The sequence below is a fragment of the Acidihalobacter sp. genome (assembly GCF_037381185.1).
GTDB lineage: Bacteria > Pseudomonadota > Gammaproteobacteria > DSM-5130 > Acidihalobacteraceae > Acidihalobacter_A.
Genome location: NZ_JARRQY010000055.1, coordinates 1 through 20,751 on the forward strand (window position 1 = coordinate 1; position 20,751 = coordinate 20,751).

Here is a 20,751-nt window from a genome sequence, read left to right on the forward strand (position 1 = left end):
ACGCTGCCTGCGTTCACACGAAATTCGCGCTGATTCATAATTCGACAGGGAATGCGTCTCCGAGCATACCGAAGATGCCTCCCCCAGCTGGGGAATCCGACAACGCTTCCTTCCTCGGCCATCATCAACGAAGTCGTGTCACTTCACGAATACCAATGATTCAATGCCTCCAATATCCCTTTTTGTACCGTCTCCGATGCGCTGTGATTGCGCGCCTGTTTGCAAACCCATGCTCATGTCACTTACACCAACGAACAGAAGCGTTCGAGATCAACGTTGCCGCCGCTGACGATCACGCCGATACGTTTCCCCCGTAGCGATGCCTTCGTGACGCGCGCGGCCGCGAGGCCCAGACAGCCAGCCGGCTCGACCAGCAGTTTCATGCGTCTGGCGAAAAAACCCATGCAAGCGGCGAGTTGTGCATCGGTCACCGTCAGAATGTCGTCCACGTCGCGCCGGATGATTTCGAAGGTGTAGGCGCCGAGGTGCTGCGTCTGCGCGCCGTCGGCGATGGTTTTCGGCGTGTCGATATGCACGATGGCGCCCGATCGGAACGAATGTTGACCGTCGTTGCCTGCTTCTGGCTCGACGCCATAAACAGCGCAGTGAGGCGACAATGCACGCGTCGTGAGTGCCGAGCCTGAAAGCAATCCCCCACCGCCCAGGCTGACGAATAACGCATCGAGTTCACCGACCTCTTCAAACAACTCTTTCGCGACCGTCCCCTGTCCGGCGATCACGTCAGGATGATCGTAAGGCGGAATCAGAGTCAGGCTATGCTTTTCGGCAAGGTCGCGTCCGATCTGTTCACGGTCTTCGGTATAGCGATCGTAATGAACCACGTTGCCGCCGTAGCTGCGGGTCGAAGTGATCTTCGCCGCCGGCGCGTCGTGCGGCATGACGATGGTGGCGGGAATGCCGAGTAAAGCGGCGGACAAAGCGATCGCCTGCGCGTGATTACCCGACGAGTAGGTGACGACGCCGGAGCGCTTCTGTTGTATATCGAGTCTCGACAGCGCATTGAAGGCGCCGCGAAATTTGAAGGCGCCCGTACGTTGGAGGTTTTCGCATTTGAAGAACACCTCGGCATCGAGTTCTTCGTTCATCGTGCGCGATGTCATCACAGGCGTGCGATGCGCGTGACCTTGAAGCCGCTGGGCAGCGGCCACGACATCGCCGTAAGTTGGGAGATCAAGCATGGGCACGTCCTTTCTCTACAATGCTTCGGGTGGATCGCCTTTGACCTGTTGCAGATAGCGAAAGACGCTTTCCTTCGAGATCCTCAAGGCCTTGGCGACATGCGTATGGGCATGTCTGACATGGAAGGCGCCGCGCAGGTCCAGCATGCGGACCACGGCCTGCTTGTCCGTTTTCGTCATCGCTTCGACCGGATTGCCGGTGGCTTCGATCGCCTCGTCGATCATCATGTCGAGTACGGCGCCGATATCCCGCGCCCCGCCGCCCGGCACGAGTTGACGCATACCGCCGCCCGCATCGGGAAAGGCCAGTGACGAGAGCGTGTCCCGCGCATGAATCAGATCAGTCACGTCCACGTTCATGCACAGCGCCAGCACAGGCTGGTCGGATTCGTCGAAATACACCTGAGTGGACGCGCGGATGGTACGGTCTTGGCTCGATGCCGGCGCTTGGTAATTGAGCAGCGCACCATTCTCAAACTCAGGCGCGTTGAGCACCCCGAGCAGATCGCGGATACCTTGACCGACTTGGCGCTGGGTGACATGGCCATTGACCACATGCACCACGGAGTCTTCCTCACGACGTAGGTCGTGAACGGCGATTTCATAACGGGCGCCGAGCGAACCACCGAGCAAATCTGCGATGTGGATCAAGCTGTCGAGTACGGCATCGATGTTTTCGCTTGCGATACGCGGCGCATTATCGAGGCTCAATCTCATCGGCATCTTCCTTGGTCCACTCCACTCACAGTAACCCGTATCGATATCGTCGACTGCAAAATCATGATGACATAAATGATTTAACTATGTTGATATTATTTATGTCAATAAGAGGTGTGTTTATGGGAGCCATGGCAAACACAGGCATGGGGTTCTGTACTTGAATCAGCGGATCTACTTTGAACCCAAGGCTGATCGTACTGCCCTGGTGATTTGACGAAGTACTACTATCTGTGGCGATGCACACTTGGCTGAAGCAGCGTAACTACTCGCAACAATCCCAACCTCGTCGGCAAGAAACAATGGTCTACGCTAACAAACCGCTCCGGCACTGCTTCGGCGTCATAGCGAAACGCCGGCTGAACGCACGGCTGAAATGCGCGGCGCTGGAAAAACCGCATTGATAGGCGATGGAAGCTATCGGTTGCGTCCTATAAGCAGGATCGGTCAACAGCGTGCGCGCCGCGTCCAGTCGTCGGTCCAACACCAGCTGAGTGAACCGCAAGCCACGCTGCGAGAACAGTTTGTGCAGATAGCCTGTGGATATGCCAACACTTGCCGCGCACGTCGATGGAGAGAGTGCGTCAGGATCGAACAGGTGTCGTTCGATATACGACAAGGTACTCTGCCAGCGCGAAGGATTGGGCATGCGCAGCATGTCATCCGGACCGGTCTCACTGTAGTAAGCGCCAGCGATCAGCCACGGCACCGCCGTCAGCGCACAAAGGCGCTCCGGCGCCGAAGTTGCGTCCGCGGCCAAACCGCGCAATAACTGTCGTGCAGCCTGAGCACTCGGTCCCGTACCACCAACAACCTTCGGTATCGCCCCAGAGGAGGCGTAAGCCGACCGATGCGACAATCCCACGGCTTCGGCCGGCAGTTGAATCGAATAAATCCGTGTTGGTTCGGTGAACGCGACGACAGAGGGAGAAGAAAAGCTTCTAAACGTCACATCCCCGGTCGTGAATGGAATCCGCGTTCCGTTCTGCTCGACGAAGCCGGCGCCGTCGAGCACCACATGCGCGACCACCGTAGTCTGCTTCTTGCCGGAGAACGCCAGCAGGTGTCCCATGGTGTGCTCGATCGACTGCGGCGCTAGCGATAACTCGGCGACGAGCATCCGTTCAAGATGGAAGATGCGATCGATCTGCCCCTGCAGATCGCCGCGCACCCGCCCGGGCAGAAAGGTTCGCTCCAGAAGACGTTCCCAATGCGCCATTCTCGCTGCCATCGGTAGGCGTTCTGCGTTGGGCGTGCCCGGCAATCCGTTCAATCCGTATGTCATGGTCTCCCCACCAATCGCTGCAGATCTCTTATTCCGGTTTGGATGCGACAACTCTCACCGAGTTCACCCACACGCAAGAAGACGCTACAGCCTGAGACAAATCCGTCACTGTCGGCCCGTTTACGCTATCGGCATCGTATAACGCCATAGTTCAGGAGCAGCGTGTGTACAGCACCTCAGTAGACCAACAAACTGGAAATACATTCGCGTGGCGACCACTGGCGCTCCTCATGCCTTTTCAGTTTATCTTCGGTCTGATCTATTCCTGGAGCGCCATCGCCCCGGCGATCCATATTCAGGCCGGCTGGACACATTCGACGCTAAATCTTGCCTTCTCGCTAACCCCGCTGGCGCTTTTCCCGTCCGTCATGCTCGCTGGGCGACTGCTCGGACGTATAGCGCCAAAAACGATGCTGGCTTATGCACTTGTTCTCTTCACACTAGGTGGAGCGATTGGCATCGGTTGGGCAGCGCCTTTGCCGTTTTTGCTTGGCTACAGCGTTCTTGCGCTGGGCATCGGCGCGGGATTCTCGACCGCTGCATGTATAGCCTTTGTCGGCGATCTCTATCCTGCGCGACGCGGCGCCTTGGGCGGCGCTTTGCTGGCGCTGTACGGTTTGTCATCCATCGTCAGCGCTCCAATCTTCGACACGCTCAACGCCCACCTGGGCTGGCGAGTCGCTCTTGCCGTCTTGCTCGTCATCTATGCGACACTCGGCTGGATCGTCTGGTTCGGTCTGCCCTATGTGCGGCCGACACCGCGCAAACGCGCATCCGCACACATTCCGCTCACACATCTACTTCGTCACCGCAAACTGGCTTTGGCCGTTGGTGGCGTACTGTTGGCCGCGCCGCTGGGTGCTTTGTCTTTCGCCGTCATCGGTCAGTTTGTGCATGCGAACGGACTCGGTCGCGGTTTTGCCGTCATTGTCGTCGCCATGATGGCATTCGGCAACGGAGTCGGTCGTTTCGGTTTCGGTCTGCTGGCGGACTGGCGGAGCGCCCGCTTCAGCCGCGATGCCGTGCTAGCGTTGAATGCCTGCGCGGCTCTGCTGTTGCTTTGCGCACTGCAATTTCCGAATCCCACTCTGCTGGCCAGCTATGCGCTGCTCGTCGGGCTGTCTTACGGTGGTTTGGCAGGAAAACTCCCCGCACTGGCAGCGCACGTCGTCGAACAAGGGCACGCCGACTCCGTTTTCGGCCTGCTCTTCGGCACATTGGCTTTCGCCAGCTTTTTGGGTCCGCTGCTCGGCTCGGCTCTGGGCATGCAAACGGCATTGATCGTAGTAATTGTCTGCTCCATAGCGGTCGCCGGACTATCGCTGATTGACAGATAAATGACGCTGACGGCGCTGCAGGCTTTTAACTTACGATCACAAATCCATAGCCCCGATCCGGCTTGGTCTCGATACAGTTCAGCAGCTCGCCCTGAATCCTCACTTCGTCTTTGGGAACCGCATCATGGCATTCAATCTTTGGCTCGCATTTCTGGCCACCGCCTTGCTCATCAGCTTATCGCCGGGAGCCGGCGCGATTACCTCGATGAGTTATGGCTTGAATCACGGCATGCGCAACGCGGTGTTTGCGGTACTGGGTTTGCAGGTCGGATTTGCGCTACAAATCCTGGTCGTGGGCGTGGGACTTGGTAGCGTGATCGCAACATCCGACACGTTATTTCATATCATCAAATGGTTTGGTGTCGCTTATCTAATCTGGTTAGGCATTGGCCGCTGGCGAGCGGGCGGCACTATGTCCCTGCATGCGGGAGCGGTGGAGTTCAAGCCACGCCGGGCATTCCTGCAGTCGGTGCTGGTGAATCTGACCAACCCGAAGGCGACCGTATTTCTGGTCGCGCTGTTGCCGCAGTTCATAGATCCCGCGCAGTCGCATTTGCCACAGCTGCTGATAATCGGTTGTACCTTGCTGGCGGTGGACATGCTGGTAATGACCGGCTATAGCAGCCTGGCGTCGCGGTTGCGCAAGATGACTTCCAATCCACGTGCGGTGATGCGTCTGAACAGAGTGACCGGTTCTGCGTTGATCGGTGCGGCGCTGCTACTTTCCGCGGAACCGGCCAGGAACTGAATCTTGGAATTGTTTGGGGCGGTTCCCGTAGACTCTATCTATGCCATATGAACACGCTTGATCGATTATGAGCAGTTCTACCGTCGCAGTAGCCATAACTTACGCACACCGTGTCATCAGCATTACAGGTCGGGTGATATGAAAACGATGTTGTTCGACTCTCACACAAGGCTTAAATACGAGCGGCCTTCGAACGCTGCGTCACGATGATGCTGATCGTGATCAGGAACAGCGCCGGAATGACAAACCACTTGGTCCGCTCATGTCTTGGTTTGCCGTGAGCACAAAAACGGCGACTCACACGCCAACGTAACATAGGCTCATAAGCTCCCGACCCCACCGTCCACCAGAAGCTCCGTACCCACGACGAAACTCGACTCGTTGGACGCAAGGAATACGGCTGCTTTGGCGAGTTCTGTCGGTGTTCCCATCCGCCCAATCGGCACCAATTGACGAATCTCGGCTTTTAGCGCGGCTTCTGCCTCCCGCTCCAAACCGAGCTTGCCGAGCGCCGGCGTCTCAGTAGGTCCCGGGCTCAAGCCATTGACGCGGATCCCCCGCTCCTTGAGTTCTCCGGATAGGGTTCGGGCAAGCGAAAGCAATCCCGCCTTGCTCGCCGCATAGACGCTCGACTGCGGCAGACCGATATGGGCGGAAACCGATCCACACAAGATGATCGAGGCTCCTTCAGGAAACAGCGACAAGAGTGCGCGAATCAGAAAGAACGGCCCCTTGAGATTCACCGCCATCAACGCATCGAACGTTGCCTCGTCCCAATCCGCCACTGGCCGGTGCGTCACATCGCCGGCATTGATGAAAAGCACATCCAATCGGGGCCAGCTTCCGCTCAGACGGGCGGCCAAGGCTTCCTGCGCGACAACGTCACCGGATTTGCTCTGCAGAGTCAGCACGCTGCCTTTCAGTTCACGTCCAGCAGTCTCCAGTCTTTCCGTAGAGCGGCCTGTGATAGCCACCGTTGCGCCTTCCGCCAAAAATTGACGCGCCGTCTCCAAACCGATCCCACTCGTCCCGCCAGTGATCAACGCATACTTGCCATCCAATCGCCCCATGCCGCTTCTCCTTCAGGTATGCACTTAGGGAAGGCGATTGTCAGATCATTAGTACCCTTTGTATAGTAGGCACCTTTTTGATACCAAATAAACGCATGTCGAAAGATCGAGAAGATAAGGCCTCAGTCCCCAAACACTGCCCAATGGTTGAGTTCGTCAATCTCATCTCGGGCAAATGGGCAATTCCCATTCTCTATCGCCTGATTGTCGAAGGTGAGCCAATGCGCTTTGGCACCCTTCAGCGTGCGGCCCATCCCATTACGCAAAAGGAACTGACCCGGCATTTACGCCTGTTCGAAAAACAGGGCTTGGTGATACGGACCGTCTACCCTGAAATGCCGCCGCGTGTCGAATACGAGATCACCGATCTTGGTCGCACGTTGAAACCGACTCTGGATTCCCTTGCCGACTGGATGCTGAAACACAGTGCGATGATTAACCGGACTCCGTAGCTACCCGCCCCGGCATGTCAGTTGGATATGGGATCAACGTCACCCTCGCTTCGACACGCGAGAATTCTGCCGCCAATATCCTGGCTCGATGCAACAAAGCGAGACCTGTCCCCATGCTTTCCTCCATCGGCACTAATGCATCATTGGTGTCCTGCTTTCGTGCCCGTGGCGCCCATCGCGCCGAAGATTGCCCCCGCCATGAACAGTACCGCAGTCCCCAGCAGCAGACCAACGATTCCGGTGGGTTCGAGTACGACAGCGAACTGTGGGCCGAGACTGGCCCCCAGGAAAATAGAGAAGGTATAGAGAGACACGGCGGCGCCGCTCGCGTCGGAAGCTGCTTGCATGACGCCCTGTACGATCGCGGGTGCCGCGATCAGGATGCCTGCTACGCAGACGGACAGCCCCGAAGCGAATCCCAACACGTTGTTAGTAGCGAATGCACTTGCACCGAGTGACAGTGCTGCCACGCCGAGCCCCGAGACGATGCGTACGAGCGGTGAAAGATTTCTTAATCGAAGGGCCACGAATGGGATAGCCACCATGACCGGAAGCGCGGAGGCACGCAGCAGGAACAACCGCGCTGGGTCTGACCGCAGATATTCAGGCCCGTAAAGAGCGATCCCCGACCAAACCGCCACGAACCCGCCGAGCAGGGTCAAGGCGGCGGCGTAGAGGGCGAGCAGGTGCCACCGCCGAAGCAATCCAGGCAATGTCAAAACGGCTTTGAAGATGCGCCTGTCGACATTCGTTGCGGACCGCACAAGCAGCCGGTTGGCCGCGGATACCGAGAACAGAATCATGGGTACGAGGCTCAGAAAAACGAATCGCCATCCAAAGAACCCGTCAACGATCTGCCCGTACAGTTGCATCAGTATCGCCGACGACAACGCAGCAGCCATGACAGCGGTGGTCGCGAGGGCGCGTACATCCTCCTCCAAATCGCGCGCGATATAGGCGAATACCGGTGCTGAGAGAAAACCGGCGGTTATCCCCTGAAGCCCGCGCATTACGACCAAGCCGGTATAACTGGGTGAGAATGCAACCGTCAGCGTGCTAAATGCGGTCGCGCACAGGGACAGGACGATCACCTTTTTCGCTCCCCATGCATCGGCGAGTGGACCAGCGATCAGGCCGGCGAAAGCATAGGGGATGCCAAAGGCGCTAGAGGTGACGACAAGATCTGCAGCGGGACGCCCGAAATTCATCCCCATCGAAACGAACAAGGGGATGACGACATACATTTGCCCAACGACAAGAATTGGGGCGAGAGTCAGTAAGAGGATTTCTGCGCGTGTCGATCGGGAATGGGTTTCCGGCATTGCGTACGCTCCTTTCCAACCATATAGTTGGGTCCGGTTGATGGTATACATCCAACTGTTTGGTTGGCAAGTGGGAGATAGTTATGCGCGATGCGGATGCGACAAGACGCAAAATTCTCGAAGCGGCGAGAGCGGAATTTTCGGAGTTCGGTCTGGCCGGCGCCAGGGTCAACCGAATCGCAGAGGCGTCGGGCATGAATAAGGAGCGGATCTACGCAAATTACGGCTCGAAAGATGGATTGTTCGAGGCCGTCATGAGCGACACGCTCGCCACGCATGCCGAAACGATAGGGGAGTGGGGAGCTTCTGCCGACGATATCGTCGAGCGGTTGCACCAGAACCACGTGCGGTCTCCCGACTTGCTCCGCTTGATGTTGTGGGAGGCACTACAGGTCAGCTCGGATTCCGTGCCTGACGCAGAAAGACGCCGAGAACATTATCAGGAGCGCGTGCGTGCCTTAATGGGGGCTTTTAGAATCGAGACAGAAGCTGAAAGTGCGGCTGCAATGATGACGCTGATCGGCCTCGCCGCCTGGCCTTCGACCATGCCGCAACTGGCGAGAATGCTCGTTCCGGAGGATCAGCGGGAGGCGTTCAAGACGGCTCAACGCGAGCTTCTGCATCGTCTTGCGCGGGCTGTACTGTTGACGGGCTGAGACTGGTGATGAGGCGTTGTTGTGCGGAGAACCGAGGTCAAGGAAACTGCTGGCTAATGCCGGTCACTGGCACGGGTTCTTGTGTGGCGATAGTCGGCCCAGAAGTAGCCGATCACCGCTTCTGTGATGTGGTTATTTGAGCGGCTTCTTCTATGTAGTCGTCACATGTAGAAACAAAGGCTGGCTCGATTGCTTCTAAAGAAACGTTGGCGATTCAGGCGGCGATTTATGACGGCCGCTAGTTTCATTCAGCCGGTTTTCCGGTTTTCCAGATTGACGAATGTATCGCTCGATATCAGATGACCGAAATGATGTACCACATGCTCGATGAAATAGTCCTGTTGCGCTGCACTGAAGGCCGCCGTCGCATCAATGATGACTACGGGTTCATAGCCCATGTCGTGAGCCGCCCGCAGCGTTGATTCAACACACACGTGCGTGGCGTAGCCGGCGAGGAAAAGGCGCGTGATGCCGTTGGCCCTCATCAAGCCGTCCAAATTCGAGTTGGCGAAGGCGCTGGCGCCACTGCGCCCTTCAATCACGAACTCGCCAGAGGCGGGCGTAAAGTCAGGATGAAATTGACAGCCTCCGTCGGTGGCTTTGAATCTACCGCCGCGCCGGATAGCCCCGCGTAAACCGAAGTCGCATGTACCTAGTTCCCGGTAGTCTGGAGAAAACTTGAGAGTTGCATGAAACACGGGCAATGCACTTGATCTGGCTGAGTGTAGTACCCGCCACGCAGCGGACAGAGAGCTGTCCAATGCGGCTGTATTGTCAGCCATGAGAAAGCGTAACTTTCCGTCATCGGCCAGCCATTCATTGACGAATTCGATCATGAGAAGTGCCGCGCGTCCAGAACGTGGTTGCAGACTGTCGATGGAAGACATATTTGCTCCTAAAATTGAATTTGATTCAGGATTGGTCGGAGCCGGTAGTCTAGGTCCGAGCTTAGTTTAGTGTGTGATAGGGTTTACGCCATCTTTATTGTGAATTGAGTTCAAAATGGCCCGCTCGGATAACGATCCTTTGACCGGACTGAACGCTTTCGTGTGCTGTGCCGAGGCGGGCTCGTTCACTGCCGCGGGCAGAGTTCTGGGGCTAACGCCATCTGCCGTCAGTAAGGCGATGACGCGTCTCGAGCGTGATTTAGGCGTACGCTTATTTCAACGCTCGCCGCGTGCAGTGACGTTGAGCCCGGAGGGCGCCGAGTTCTATGCGCAGAGCAAAGACCTGGTGGACAGGGCGGCAGCGGCGCGCACGTTGGTTTCGAGTCTTCGAGGAGAGCCGCGGGGAACGCTGAGAGTGAGCGCACCAGTCGCTTTCGGCGAGTTCATCCTGTCCAAGTCGTTGGGTGAATGGCTGCGGCAGTTCCCCGAGGTCAAGGTCGATCTGATGCTGACCGATCGGATTCCCGATCTGGTCGAGGAGCGCTTCGATATAGCGATTCGCTTAGGCGAACCGCCGGATTCGCGCCTGGTTGCGCATCTGATCGGACAAATGCCTTTTCTCGCCGTTGCGGCTCCAGGATATTTGCATGCCCGAGGCACGCCGACGCATCCGCAGCAATTGGCCGATCATGCCTGCTTAGGGTATCTGCGGGCACGAGACGGTACCCTGCGACGATGGACATTTGAGCGGGAAGGGCAGCGATACGAGATCGAGCCGCAGGGGCCACTGTGTTCGGGTCACGGGCCGGTGTTACTCGACGCGGCCGTCTCCGGGAGCGGGATCGCGCAACTGCCGCGATTCATGGTCAAGGCTGCTATTGAGAACGGCACTCTGGTGACGGTGTTGGAGGAGTACGTTTCATATGGTCCGCCGCTCTATGCGGTTTACTCCCATAACCGGCACAGATCATCAACGATCCAAGAATTCTTGGCGTTCGTGCGAGGTCTGAGTAATCAACTGTAGTTACGGCGACACCACGATCGGATTCAATTTAAATTGTCCTTAATCTGTACCCGGTCGCTTTGAACGACCGGTTCGCACGCACGATGTTGTCGTGCAGTCCAAATCCTTCGGGTCGATGGGCAAGTAGGGAACACGCCAGGGCGCATCGGACCGCTGCAGGCAAAGCCCTTGGCGATGACGTCTTGGTGTGAGCCAAAGAACGTCGTGAACGCCAAATCGTCCACATACGGATGGCGTGCGTGGATGGGGCAGGCCGGTGTATTCCTCGCCACGCGCGCCACGGTAGTGATGTCGGAGAGAGCCCGCATAGGTCCAACGCCCTGCGTATACAGATTCGGCGCCAGCGTCACCACATCGACATGCCGCTGCGCTCGCCATTGCCGACCAGGCAGCCCTCAACGCGTTGCGCATCGGCCAGCCTGGTCTGCTCCTCGGTTGGCGGCGGCTGAATCCACGAACCTTGCACTACCACCTCGTCCAGGAGCCATTCACTATGGGCTATTCGCGTGTGGCGCGTATTTTCCAAGGTATCAGGCCGGTTTGATTCGGCTTTCCGTTCGGTTATGACCGCTCTCTCGGTTCCGGCTGGGTTGCGGCGACGACGCACGCTACCGCCAGAATGGCAACAGATACCCAGAGCCCTGTAGCCACCCCTCCCGAGCCGTCCGATAGCATGCCGCTCAGCACGGGACCGATGCTTTGACCGATCCCGAACGCCACGGTCAGCGCCCCGATTACGGCCGTCCAGGCATGCGGCGGTGCGACACGGCGCCCGAAAGAACTCACTGCAGCGACTACCGCGAGAAAGGATCCACCGAACAGGATCGCCGATAGAAAGGCGCCGGCGATCCCGCCGTAAATAAGTGGCATGGCTGCTCCGAGCGTAACTACGCCGACGGTCGCGGTTGTTCCCCAGCCGCCCTTCAGTCTGCCCAGCACAGGTCCCCAGGCGAAGGCCGCGAGAATAGCGGCGATGCCGAGTACCGCCCAGAAGGCCGAAATCTCGAACCCGGAGAACTGCTCGGCGCTACGCAGATAGGCGATGATGAAGGTCATGTAAGCGATGTAGCCGGCGCCGAACAGACCGTAGGCAAGCAGCTTGGGTACCATGAAGCGCACGGACCAGCTGCCATGACCGTGTTTCCCCGCGGCGCTCGCGGTCCGCGGGGCACGGCCCAGGGCGGCCCATGCGATTATAGTTGCCAGCAACGAGAGTCCGCCCAGCGCCAGCCAGCCGCCGCGCCAGCCGAAGGCCGCAAGCAAGGGTGGTACGGCAAGTGCCGAAGCCGTGATGCCAAGACCGCCACCGGCGAAATAGAGACCGAGGATAGTGGGCGCGCGGCTGCGTGCACCACCATGCGCCGCGGCGGCCGTCAATCCAGCGCCGGCGACAAAGGCCAGCGCACCGGTAAAGCCGGCGCCAAACCGCAGCGCCAGTTGTCGGGAAAACTCGGCCGTCAACCCGGAAGCTCCAACCGCTAGAGCAGTCAGCAGCAGGCTGACGGCAAAAACCCGCTTGTCGCCGAACCGTCGTCCGAATGCCGCTGCCGCGAGGGCGCCAACCAAATAGCCTGCGGCGTTTGCCGTATTCAGCGCGCCGGCGGCTGCGTAGCTCCAACCGAGTCCGGCACGCATAGGTGGCAATAGCAATGCGTAGGCGAAACGGGCCAACCCAAGCGCAACCGTCGGTCCCATTGCCAGACCGATCACGACCCAAATGGGCGTGGCTTTCGGGGTCTGCTGCGGGCGCTGTGTCGAACTGATCATATTCAGCCTTAAGAACTGTGAGTAATTTACATCAATGGATGCGGTATTTAATGCTCTGCAGCTAAGTTATATTGACTAATCGAACGCAGCTCAAACGAATTCAACTCACCATATATGTGAGCAAAACTAACGATGCTGATCGACTATCTTCCTCCATTGCAGACGCTCAGGGCCTTCGAGGCTGCCGCCCGGCATCTGAGTTACAGCCGGGCGGCAGAAGAACTTTCGCTCACCCATGGCGCGATCAGTCACCACATCGCTCGACTCGAACGTGATCTGCGCGGCGCAAAGCTTTTCGTGCGCGACGGCCATCGCATGATCCTGACCGATGCGGGGCAAATCTTGGTGCTCGAAGTCCGTCAGGGGCTTCAGATTCTGGCCAGTGCGTTCGAGAGCGCTCGCACCCGTCCTCGGAGCAATGACCATCAACGGCCGTTGAATGTCAGCATTCTGCCCGGGCTGGCCGCCCGGTGGTTGGTACCGAGACTGGCGCAGTTCCAGGCGGATCACCTCGATGTCGAGATCGCGATCCGACCGACAGCATCGCTCGCGACTCTGGACGATCGCGACGGTATCGATCTGGCGATCCGTTATGGCTCAGGGCAGTGGCCGGGCTTACTTTCGACGAGACTGATGAAAAGCTTCGTCTTCCCAGTCGCTAGCCCGGCGTTTATCGACCGACACGCCCTGAGGGAACCTCGCGACTTGCTCGATGTCGTTCTGCTGCGTGTTCCACGGCAAAAATGGCGGCCATGGTTTCGCGCCGCTGGACTTGATAATGCGGAACCAGCGCGAGGACCGATCTACGACGACCCGGCTCTGGTTCTACAAGCAGCGGCCGCCGGTCAGGGCGTGGCGCTCGCCCGCTCGGCGCTGGTGGAGGAAGACTTGGCCGCGCATCGTCTGATTCGCGTGTTTGATATCGAAATCGAAGATACCGACAGCTGGTTTCTCGTGTGGCGCGAACCTCTACGCTGCGACCCGGAAGCACACGAGGCGCTACGGCATTGGCTTATGCATGAGGCAAACGGAGGTGCGTGCTGATCTGCGATCAAGAGGTAAGCAGCAAAAGGCTTCGCGAAACCAAAGCTGCTCGGGATCCAGTTCTGCCTGATCGACAAATCGCTCCTGTGTCTGCTTCCGTAAAGCGATGCGGTTGCGTCGATAGCTACTAGACACCATGTCTTAGGCGGTTTGCCAAGGCGCCTGCGGAGAAAAACGTTTGGCCAAGGCGTCCACGACATGTCGCACCTTCGCCGAGAGGTGTTGATTTTTTTGCCATACCGCATTGATTGGAGATGACTGGGTTCGGAGTTCCGGCAACACGCGCATCAGTTTTCCTGCGCGCAAATCCTCGGCGACTAGCCAATCCGTCAGCAGGGCGATGCCGTGTCCAGCAAGCGCGGCGTCCAGGATAGCTTCGGTATGGTTGAGCCCCAGGCGTCTGCGTATCGCTAAGGGATAGCGACGACCGTGGCGGTCGAGAAAAAGCCAGGGCTGCGTCTTGCCGCCGCTGCCGAATGTCAGGCAGGCATGCTGTTGCAGGTCGTTCGCGGTCTCGGGCGTACCGTGCCGAGCCAGATAGTCGGGGTGAGCCACCAATACCGAGTGCTGTATGCCCAGTCGTTTGGCGACCAGCGTGGCACTGTCCTGCAGCGTTCCTATCCGGATGACCAGATCGATGCCTTCCTCCACCAGATCGACGTAACGATTGCTCAGGGTCACGTCCAGTTCGAGCGCCGGATGCCGATCAGCCATTTCCAGGAGTGCGGGGAGAATCCACCGTCGTCCGAAGACCACCGGAAGGTCGATACGCATTCGCCCCATCAGTTCCTGTGTATGCGCTCTGGCTTGCGCCTGCGCATTTTCCACCTCGGCTAGTGCCTTGAGACAGCCGTCGCTGAACCGTTGACCCTCTTCGGTCAGTCTCAGTCGGCGCGTGGTGCGTTGGAACAGTCGCACGCCCAGCGAGGCCTCCAGGCGCCCGATGCTTTTGGCAACGCCGGACTTGCTCATGTCCAGCCGTTCGGCTGCCAACGTGAAGCTGCCTGCCTGCACTACCTGTAGGAAGACGGTAATGCCGCGGAAAGGGTCAGGGCTGTTCATAAGGACGCTGATTGACGAATTTGAGTCGACCGAATTGTGATTCTTACATCCTATATCTAATTACTATTCGCCAATAGTATGTCGTTTCGAAGCGGCTCGATGAGGAACTATCGATTCGTATGCGAGATGTCGATGCTCTCATAGCTGCCTTATCAGTCCGTCCGCAAGACAGATTGCCGTCCCGGTAAGTCAGTCGTAGGGGAGGTGACGCTGACGCATTAGGTCAGCTTAACGCTTCAAGGATTGTTTACCCTATAGCCACTCCACATGGGAGAAAAGCGTGTGGCACTGTTAGTCAAGAAACCCGACACGAAGCCGCAGTTTGTCGTCTTCATCGCGGCAATGGTCATGATGTCGATGATTGGTATTTTTTCATCGGACATCTATCTGCCCTCGATGCCGTACATGGCGAGTTACTTCGGCGTGGACTACGGCGTCATTCAAAAGACGATCACCGTATACCTCGTGGGCTTGGCTGTCTTTCAGTTGTTCTATGGGCCGATATCGGATCACTTCGGACGAAGAAGAGTTTTGATCGCTGGGCTGACGATATACATTGCTGCTTCTCTTGGCTGTGTGTTGTCGTCGAGCGTCACTCAGTTGTTGCTGTTCCGCTTTTTCCAAGCCGTGGGAGCCTGCGCTGGATTGGTGATGGGGCGGACCATCGTCACCGATATGTTCGATAAGAGCGAGTCACCGCATGTTTTCAGCATCGTTCTACCGTTTGTCGCGATGAGTCCTGCGATAGCGCCGGTGATCGGCGGGCACGTTCAAGAGCTCCTGGGCTGGCGTTTCGTCATGGCCTTCACGGTTTTGTTCGGTAGCGTGCTGCTCGGGATCGTATTTTTTTCATGGGCGAGACCATGGACAGGGGCGACCTCAAGCCGTTTCATCCGCAAGCGCTAGCCTTGAAGAATATCCGTCTGCTGGGGATCGGGAACTTCATCGGCTATTGCCTGGTGATCGGTTGCGTGTATTCGAACTGGCTTGGCTACCTGTCGGACTCGGCGTACATCTATAAATCATTCGGATTGACGGCCGCGCTGATTGGTTATTGCTATATCTCGCAAAGCCTGAGCTCCGTGATTGGCAGCTTTGCACTTAAACGGTTACTACGTGCATTGACTATCGATGCGATCATAGGTTTCGCTTTGCTGGGCAACTTGGCGGTTTGCGTCTTGCTCATCGTATTGGGACATATGGGTATCGGGTGGTTCTTGAGCCTGGTGACCTTGATGGCTTTCACAAACGGCATGTTATTGCCTGCCAATATCAGCTCGGCCATGTCGGCAGCGGTGCATGAAGATCAGACCCTGGGGGGGACGGCGAGCGGTCTGGTGGGTTTCATACAGATTGGCGGGGCTGCGCTAGGCACATGGATCGTGAGCGAACTGCCGCACCGCACTGCGTCCCTGGGCACTGTGCTGAGCGGCTTTATGGCGGTTGCTGCGTTGGTTCATCTATATCGTCTTTCTACGAAACGCCGTTCGTTGCCGACCTAAAGGCGCGCTGAGTCGGTGGCCGGCCGCGCCGCAATAAACGCGCACAACTCGGCGAGACAGAGATTTATCGCATCAGCGATTTCGGAGGTTTCAACCACATAGTGTGCATGGGAAAATTTGACTGTAATTCGAGCTGACTGGCTGCTGTGAAACGTCACCCGATGAGAGGACATCGATGGATATTTTCACGGATACCGACCTGGAAAAATTTTCCATACGGCACCTGAAACGCAGCATCGCCGAATGCGTCGTCGCCGATTTCCAGGGCCGGAGCACGGCGCCTCCCAGGCACGCCGTCGACTTCCCGAACGGGAAACTCGTCTTCACGACCGGCGGGTATGGGAATCTGGCCGGGTTCCGCGTCTACGAAACCTTCCGCGCCGCGCCGCGCATCGCAACGGGACCGACCAGGCCGTTCTGGCATGGAACACGGACACCGGACGTCTCGAAGGCGCGTATTTCGGCACGCGACTCGGCGCATTGCGCACCGGCATCCTCGGAGGTCTCGCGGTCGCCGTACTGACACCTGCCACCAGCGACTCATGCGCGGTCATTGGCACCGGCACGCAGGCCGAAACGCAATTGCTCGGCATTCTGGCCTGTCGCGAACTGCGCGAAATCCGCGTCTACAGCAGGCACGTCGACCACCGCGAACGGTTCGCGGAACGCCTGGCGGCAACGGCCGATATCGAGATCGAACTATGCGACGATCCGGAAGAAGCACTGAGCGGGTGCGAGATCGTCGTGCTGGCGACCAACGCCACGGAACCGGTCGTCGAAGCCGACTGGCTGCGCAACGCCGCACACGTCACCACCGTCGGGCCCAAATTCCGGGATGCCCACGAACTGCCGCTCGCGGCCGTGGAAAACCGCAGACTCGTGTCCGACAGTCCCCAACAGATCCGCGAACACGGCAAACGGCACATGCTGTACGGACATCCGCGCTGGAACGACATTCGGCATCTGGGCGAGGCGTTGTCCGCTCCAAGCCCGGAGGAGTTTCCACCCTCACTCTACCTATCAGCCGGCTTGGCTGGCACCGAAGTCGCAGCATTGCACGCCGTCAGGCGCTATCTATGCGGGGATAGCGGCACATGAACCCTGTCAGTCGCCGGCTCGGGCTGGTGCAGGAGGCCGGCGTGTTCGCCCTCTCGATTTCCGGGAAGGCAACTAGTGCATCTGCTTCCGTCACGGCGGCATAGCGGTGGTACTGAGGTGAGCTCGCATTCGAACCGTCGTGACTGCGGCAGTGGCGAACTAGCGCGGGAAATTCTCCGCCATCGCGTAGTGCGATATCGAGTTGTCCGGTTGCAATTCGAACACCTCGTCGTCCGCATCGCGAACGAGCATCTGGGCGTCTCTGAACCCAGGCGTCGCCGCGGCATCGTGCCCGCCGGTGCGCCGTAGATGTTCGGTGAATCCGGCCTTGTGCCGCTGCGGGCAGCGTGCTCTCCATTCCCTGGCGATCATGTCGTTACCGATGCCGACAGCGGCCAGTCGCGCGAAGTTCCCGCTAGGCAGCAGCCGGCCATAAGCGGGCACTGATATTGAACCGATCACGTCATATAACTGTCTGCTTCTGAATGCGAAACGGCCGAATCTAAGGAATCCTTGTGCGCCTAGAAACTGTCTAGAGAAATGGTGGCGATTCAGACATTAGCTTGTATGTGTCTTAGTTTTTTCTTGTTCTTGTATTGAACGTGTCTTGCTTTTGTATTGAGGGGGCCGCCGATGGACGACTTACCAAAAACAGTGAAGATTGCCGCATACCTAGACGCCATCGACCATGCTCGCCGCGCCGGTTACAGGTGGCGAGCAATTCACGCAAAGCTGCGTGAAGCGGTCGGCGTAGAGGACGCTGAGATATTCCGACAGCTCGTTGCGCGAGCGCGTAAGGCGGTCGCCGACGACCTCTATTCACCGGAGCAGTTGCCCCTGCCCGGTGATGGGCCGCAGGCGGCTGCTCAGCCGTCACGGCCTGCGCCTGCGGCTAGACAGTCGGCAGCGGCCCGGCCTGCCGCTCGACCGGCTGCGGCTCCCGTTCAGAAGAAACCCGTGGGGCTGCCCGAGTACAAGCCGAAGCCGATTCCAGACGACGGCAAGCCCCAGATCGTCAAGACGCTATGACCCCCCGCGAACCACCGGCATCCTTATCCAGCGTCTGCAATCAGCTTCATTGGCTTGAGAGATACATTCAAGACTACTCGTCCATTGAGGCTGTCAGATATTGCTGGCGGTTCGATCCAAGTGCTGGCCCGCATTTTTTTGAAACGGTAGTAATGCTGCTGCTTGATTCCAGCATCCTGTGCGTTTCCAGATTGCTAGATAATGAAGCAAAGCAAATGACCGTCTTGCGCGCCATCACGGACACAATCAACGATAAGGGTCAACAGGGCGACGTGACTGAGCAGCTAAAGAAAACTCGTAAGAGCTACCAGCGCATCATCGACGATAGAAACACCTTCATTGCTCACGGGAACTACGAAGCGGTCAGAGATCGAATGTCTAAGGGGCCGACAGGGGCTGAATCAACGATTTCAGACTGCCGTGATGCGGCCCGCGACATACGCGCGCTCATTGAGAAAATCTGCGATAAGAGTGGATTGCCTCGCCCTGAACAGTTGGCGGAAGACCCCAAGTGGAAAGGGGTTGACCAAACACTAAAACAACTTTGCGACTTGTGAGACTGATGATATGCGACCAATGCTCCGGATAATGATATTGCTTTTGATGCCGTCATTGGCGCAGGCGGCGCCGGCTTATGAATTCCTTCATAACGGCGGCAAGCTGGTGTCAAAGGAACACCCTATTGAATACTACGCACTGACCCGCACCACCATGCTAACGCTTGGGACTAACCCCTGTCCTGTTGCGCACCCGGAAGGGACAAAGGTGTCAGGCTGGATGGTAGGTGTGGCGGCGAGTAGGCAAACTTATCGGATGGGCCCAACGCTGTGCTGGCGGCCTATCGCGGGCGGCAAGGTTTTCGTGGTCAATCTCAAAACCCATGTGTTCTTTATGGACTGGCAGTCGAATTTCTCTAAAATCAACACAGCGAACAAGTGACTCTTCCGGGATTAGCCTGTCACCTTGTTCCTAAGGCCCGGACGACCGGGCTTTATTGTTTCGTGTGGATTGGACACTAAAAATGAAGTTGCTTGAGCTGCTTACCATATTTATTCGGGGCGCCATCAAACGCGACCCTTTAACTTCACCAATCCATATGGAGAAACAAAATGAATGAGCCTGTTTTGACCCTAAAACCATCTGCTGAAATCATGACCGTCGGCGCTTTTCAACGAGCAATCACAGACCATCAGGTAAAGCTTGTTTTGATCCACCCTAAGCCCGGCACTAGGGATTATTACGCATCAATCGTTAGCCAAGACGATACGGTCCGCGAGTTGTGGACGGAGAACAAAACATTAAAGCAAGAGTCGAGCATTGACGACTTTTGTTCGTTCCTGCTTCCTTGGCTTTCGGCACCAACCCGAGGGCCATTCTTCGCAAGTTTTGTGCGGTGGCGGCCAGCAGGAACTCATCGTGGGCACCACTGAGGCCTCGGAGCCTCAACCGGTCCAGTTTCAGGATGCGTTTGAGGTGTGCAAACAGCATTTCGACCTTTTTGCGATCCCGGCGTGACTGAGCGTAGCGTGGTGTCTTGGACACCTGCCGTGCAACATCACGGGCGTGCTCATGCACCGAACGGGCGATCTTGCGCATCGGCGTGTTGGGGCAACACCGCGCTTTCATCGGGCAGTTCTGACAGTCGTTCACACTGGCCCGATAGATGACGGTGCCGGCTTTGGTGACCGTCGATTGCAGCTTGGTGAACTGTCGCCGTCGGGGACGTAGTGCCTTGCCCTCCGGACAGCGGTACTCGTTGTCCTGCTCGCGCCACTCGAAGTCAGAGCGCGATAACGTGCCGTCCGTGCGTTCGGTCTTGTCCCACACGGGTACGTGTGGCTCGATGGCCTTCTCGTCGACCATCCAGCCCAGTATCTCGGCGGTCCCATAGGCGGTATCGCCGATCAGGTGCGAGGGCTTGAGTTCGAAGCGATTCTCAAGGCGATCGATCATCGTTCGAGTGCTATCGACCTCCTCGGTACGGTGTGCCGGTGTGGCTTCCACGTCCAGGATGACGCCGGTCTGGGTGTCGATCAGGTAGTTGGTCGAGTAGGCGTAGAACGCCGGACCGCCCGGAGCAGCCGTCCAGCGGGCCGCCGGATCGGTCAATGAGACATTCTTGGGCGGTGTAGGCGATGGCACCTCTGCGGCATCCAGTGCTTCCAGGTACTCGCATACCGGTCGGCTCAGTGGCGTCGCTGGGTCCCAGTGCGCCTCGACACCGGGAACACCCCGCTGACGACTGGCATCGGCCTTGACCACGCTGGCGTCGATCGCAAAGCCTTCACCGCCGACCAACCCCTCGGCCAGGCAGCGCGCCAGCACGGTCTCGAACACGAAGCGCAAGGTATCGTTGTCGCGGAAGCGTCCGTGGCGGTTCTTGGAAAACGTCGAGTGGTCCGGCACCGCATCCTCCAAACCCAATCGGCAGAATGAACCGCCCCGGTTTTCGCGGAGGCTGTTGGGTTTAAGTTAAGCGGCAATGGGGATTGGCTGCCCGAGTTGCCGATAGTAGTTTGCCTCAGCTTCTGCGGGCGGGATATAGCCCAGGG

21 protein-coding genes and 1 pseudogene are annotated in these 20,751 nt (G+C 57.9%); 12 read left to right on the top strand and 10 right to left on the bottom strand.

Going from position 1 to position 20,751, the window contains the following annotated elements; all coding sequences use genetic code 11:
• Window positions 1–242 precede the first annotated feature (242 nt).
• The 3 genes from P8014_RS16510 to P8014_RS16520 form a co-directional block, all read right to left on the bottom strand.
• Complete coding sequence (locus P8014_RS16510; RefSeq protein ID WP_337818420.1) at window positions 243–1,199, bottom strand: threo-3-hydroxy-L-aspartate ammonia-lyase; 957 nt, start codon at window positions 1,197–1,199, stop codon at window positions 243–245.
• A gap of 15 nt (window positions 1,200–1,214) precedes the next feature.
• Window positions 1,215–1,850, bottom strand: a complete 636-nt coding sequence (locus tag P8014_RS16515; RefSeq protein ID WP_337818421.1) for a helix-turn-helix transcriptional regulator — start codon at window positions 1,848–1,850, stop codon at window positions 1,215–1,217.
• Between the two features lie 373 nt (window positions 1,851–2,223).
• Complete coding sequence (locus P8014_RS16520) at window positions 2,224–3,180, bottom strand: helix-turn-helix domain-containing protein (RefSeq protein WP_337818422.1); 957 nt, start codon at window positions 3,178–3,180, stop codon at window positions 2,224–2,226.
• Window positions 3,181–3,365: 185 nt separating this feature from the next.
• Here P8014_RS16520 and P8014_RS16525 point away from each other — a divergent pair, with 185 nt between their 5' ends.
• Both P8014_RS16525 and rhtB read left to right on the top strand, forming a co-directional pair.
• Window positions 3,366–4,538 carry an MFS transporter gene (locus P8014_RS16525; protein WP_337818423.1) on the top strand — a complete coding sequence of 391 codons (1,173 nt, stop codon included), beginning with the start codon at window positions 3,366–3,368 and terminating at the stop codon, window positions 4,536–4,538.
• Between the two features lie 124 nt (window positions 4,539–4,662).
• Window positions 4,663–5,286 carry a homoserine/homoserine lactone efflux protein gene (rhtB, locus tag P8014_RS16530; RefSeq protein ID WP_337818424.1) on the top strand — a complete coding sequence of 208 codons (624 nt, stop codon included), beginning with the start codon at window positions 4,663–4,665 and terminating at the stop codon, window positions 5,284–5,286.
• A 320-nt stretch (window positions 5,287–5,606) separates the two neighbouring features.
• Here the strand turns inward: rhtB and P8014_RS16535 are convergent, their stop codons facing one another.
• Window positions 5,607–6,356: an SDR family oxidoreductase gene (locus P8014_RS16535; RefSeq protein ID WP_337818425.1), complete on the bottom strand. Its 750-nt coding sequence runs from the start codon at window positions 6,354–6,356 to the stop codon at window positions 5,607–5,609.
• 143 nt (window positions 6,357–6,499) lie between these two features.
• On the opposite strand from P8014_RS16535, the gene P8014_RS16540 reads away from it, so the two are divergent.
• Window positions 6,500–6,808 carry a helix-turn-helix domain-containing protein gene (locus P8014_RS16540; RefSeq protein WP_337818426.1) on the top strand — a complete coding sequence of 103 codons (309 nt, stop codon included), beginning with the start codon at window positions 6,500–6,502 and terminating at the stop codon, window positions 6,806–6,808.
• 140 nt (window positions 6,809–6,948) lie between these two features.
• Here P8014_RS16540 and P8014_RS16545 read toward each other — a convergent pair whose 3' ends face one another.
• Entirely contained in the window at window positions 6,949–8,130 is a 1,182-nt protein-coding gene (locus P8014_RS16545) for an MFS transporter (protein ID WP_337818427.1), read from the bottom strand.
• Window positions 8,131–8,213: 83 nt separating this feature from the next.
• Between P8014_RS16545 and P8014_RS16550 the strand changes: the two genes are divergently transcribed.
• Window positions 8,214–8,786, top strand: coding sequence for a TetR family transcriptional regulator (locus tag P8014_RS16550; RefSeq protein ID WP_337818428.1), 573 nt, complete (start codon window positions 8,214–8,216; stop codon window positions 8,784–8,786).
• Window positions 8,787–9,034: 248 nt separating this feature from the next.
• Here P8014_RS16550 and P8014_RS16555 read toward each other — a convergent pair whose 3' ends face one another.
• Window positions 9,035–9,673: a cysteine hydrolase gene (locus P8014_RS16555; protein ID WP_337818429.1), complete on the bottom strand. Its 639-nt coding sequence runs from the start codon at window positions 9,671–9,673 to the stop codon at window positions 9,035–9,037.
• Between the two features lie 115 nt (window positions 9,674–9,788).
• On the opposite strand from P8014_RS16555, the gene P8014_RS16560 reads away from it, so the two are divergent.
• Window positions 9,789–10,697: a LysR family transcriptional regulator gene (locus P8014_RS16560; protein WP_337818430.1), complete on the top strand. Its 909-nt coding sequence runs from the start codon at window positions 9,789–9,791 to the stop codon at window positions 10,695–10,697.
• Between the two features lie 561 nt (window positions 10,698–11,258).
• On the opposite strand, the gene P8014_RS16565 is transcribed toward P8014_RS16560, so the two are convergent.
• Window positions 11,259–12,464 carry a YbfB/YjiJ family MFS transporter gene (locus P8014_RS16565; RefSeq protein WP_337818431.1) on the bottom strand — a complete coding sequence of 402 codons (1,206 nt, stop codon included), beginning with the start codon at window positions 12,462–12,464 and terminating at the stop codon, window positions 11,259–11,261.
• Window positions 12,465–12,596: 132 nt separating this feature from the next.
• Between P8014_RS16565 and gcvA the strand changes: the two genes are divergently transcribed.
• The gene (gene gcvA / locus P8014_RS16570; RefSeq protein WP_337818432.1) at window positions 12,597–13,508 is read left to right on the top strand and encodes a transcriptional regulator GcvA; all 912 of its coding nucleotides are present in this window, start codon (window positions 12,597–12,599) and stop codon (window positions 13,506–13,508) included.
• A 141-nt stretch (window positions 13,509–13,649) separates the two neighbouring features.
• On the opposite strand, the gene P8014_RS16575 is transcribed toward gcvA, so the two are convergent.
• Entirely contained in the window at window positions 13,650–14,570 is a 921-nt protein-coding gene (locus P8014_RS16575) for a LysR family transcriptional regulator (protein WP_337818433.1), read from the bottom strand.
• 282 nt (window positions 14,571–14,852) lie between these two features.
• On the opposite strand from P8014_RS16575, the gene P8014_RS16580 reads away from it, so the two are divergent.
• From P8014_RS16580 to P8014_RS16595, 4 genes are all read left to right on the top strand, one after another.
• Window positions 14,853–15,476 (top strand): MFS transporter, encoded by a 624-nt coding sequence (locus tag P8014_RS16580; protein ID WP_337818434.1) that lies wholly within the window; start codon window positions 14,853–14,855, stop codon window positions 15,474–15,476.
• The gene (locus tag P8014_RS16585) at window positions 15,422–16,072 is read left to right on the top strand and encodes a hypothetical protein (RefSeq protein ID WP_337818435.1); all 651 of its coding nucleotides are present in this window, start codon (window positions 15,422–15,424) and stop codon (window positions 16,070–16,072) included. Before P8014_RS16580 ends, P8014_RS16585 begins: the two co-directional genes overlap by 55 nt.
• A gap of 175 nt (window positions 16,073–16,247) precedes the next feature.
• On the top strand, window positions 16,248–16,595 hold the full coding sequence (locus P8014_RS16590; RefSeq protein WP_337818436.1) for a hypothetical protein: 348 nt from the start codon (window positions 16,248–16,250) through the stop codon (window positions 16,593–16,595).
• Complete coding sequence (locus tag P8014_RS16595; protein ID WP_337818437.1) at window positions 16,553–17,170, top strand: NAD(P)-binding domain-containing protein; 618 nt, start codon at window positions 16,553–16,555, stop codon at window positions 17,168–17,170. Before P8014_RS16590 ends, P8014_RS16595 begins: the two co-directional genes overlap by 43 nt.
• Before the next feature lie 159 nt (window positions 17,171–17,329).
• On the opposite strand, the gene P8014_RS16600 is transcribed toward P8014_RS16595, so the two are convergent.
• Window positions 17,330–17,614 (bottom strand): hypothetical protein, encoded by a 285-nt coding sequence (locus P8014_RS16600; RefSeq protein WP_337818438.1) that lies wholly within the window; start codon window positions 17,612–17,614, stop codon window positions 17,330–17,332.
• Window positions 17,615–18,351: 737 nt separating this feature from the next.
• Between P8014_RS16600 and P8014_RS16605 the strand changes: the two genes are divergently transcribed.
• Window positions 18,352–18,756: a hypothetical protein gene (locus tag P8014_RS16605; RefSeq protein WP_337818439.1), complete on the top strand. Its 405-nt coding sequence runs from the start codon at window positions 18,352–18,354 to the stop codon at window positions 18,754–18,756.
• A 37-nt stretch (window positions 18,757–18,793) separates the two neighbouring features.
• A complete protein-coding gene (locus P8014_RS16610; RefSeq protein WP_337818440.1) occupies window positions 18,794–19,138 on the top strand; it encodes a hypothetical protein in 345 nt (114 codons plus the stop codon).
• Between the two features lie 429 nt (window positions 19,139–19,567).
• Here P8014_RS16610 and P8014_RS16615 read toward each other — a convergent pair.
• Window positions 19,568–20,632, bottom strand: a pseudogene (locus P8014_RS16615) (IS1182 family transposase); the annotation flags it as partial.
• Window positions 20,633–20,751: the final 119 nt, after the last annotated feature.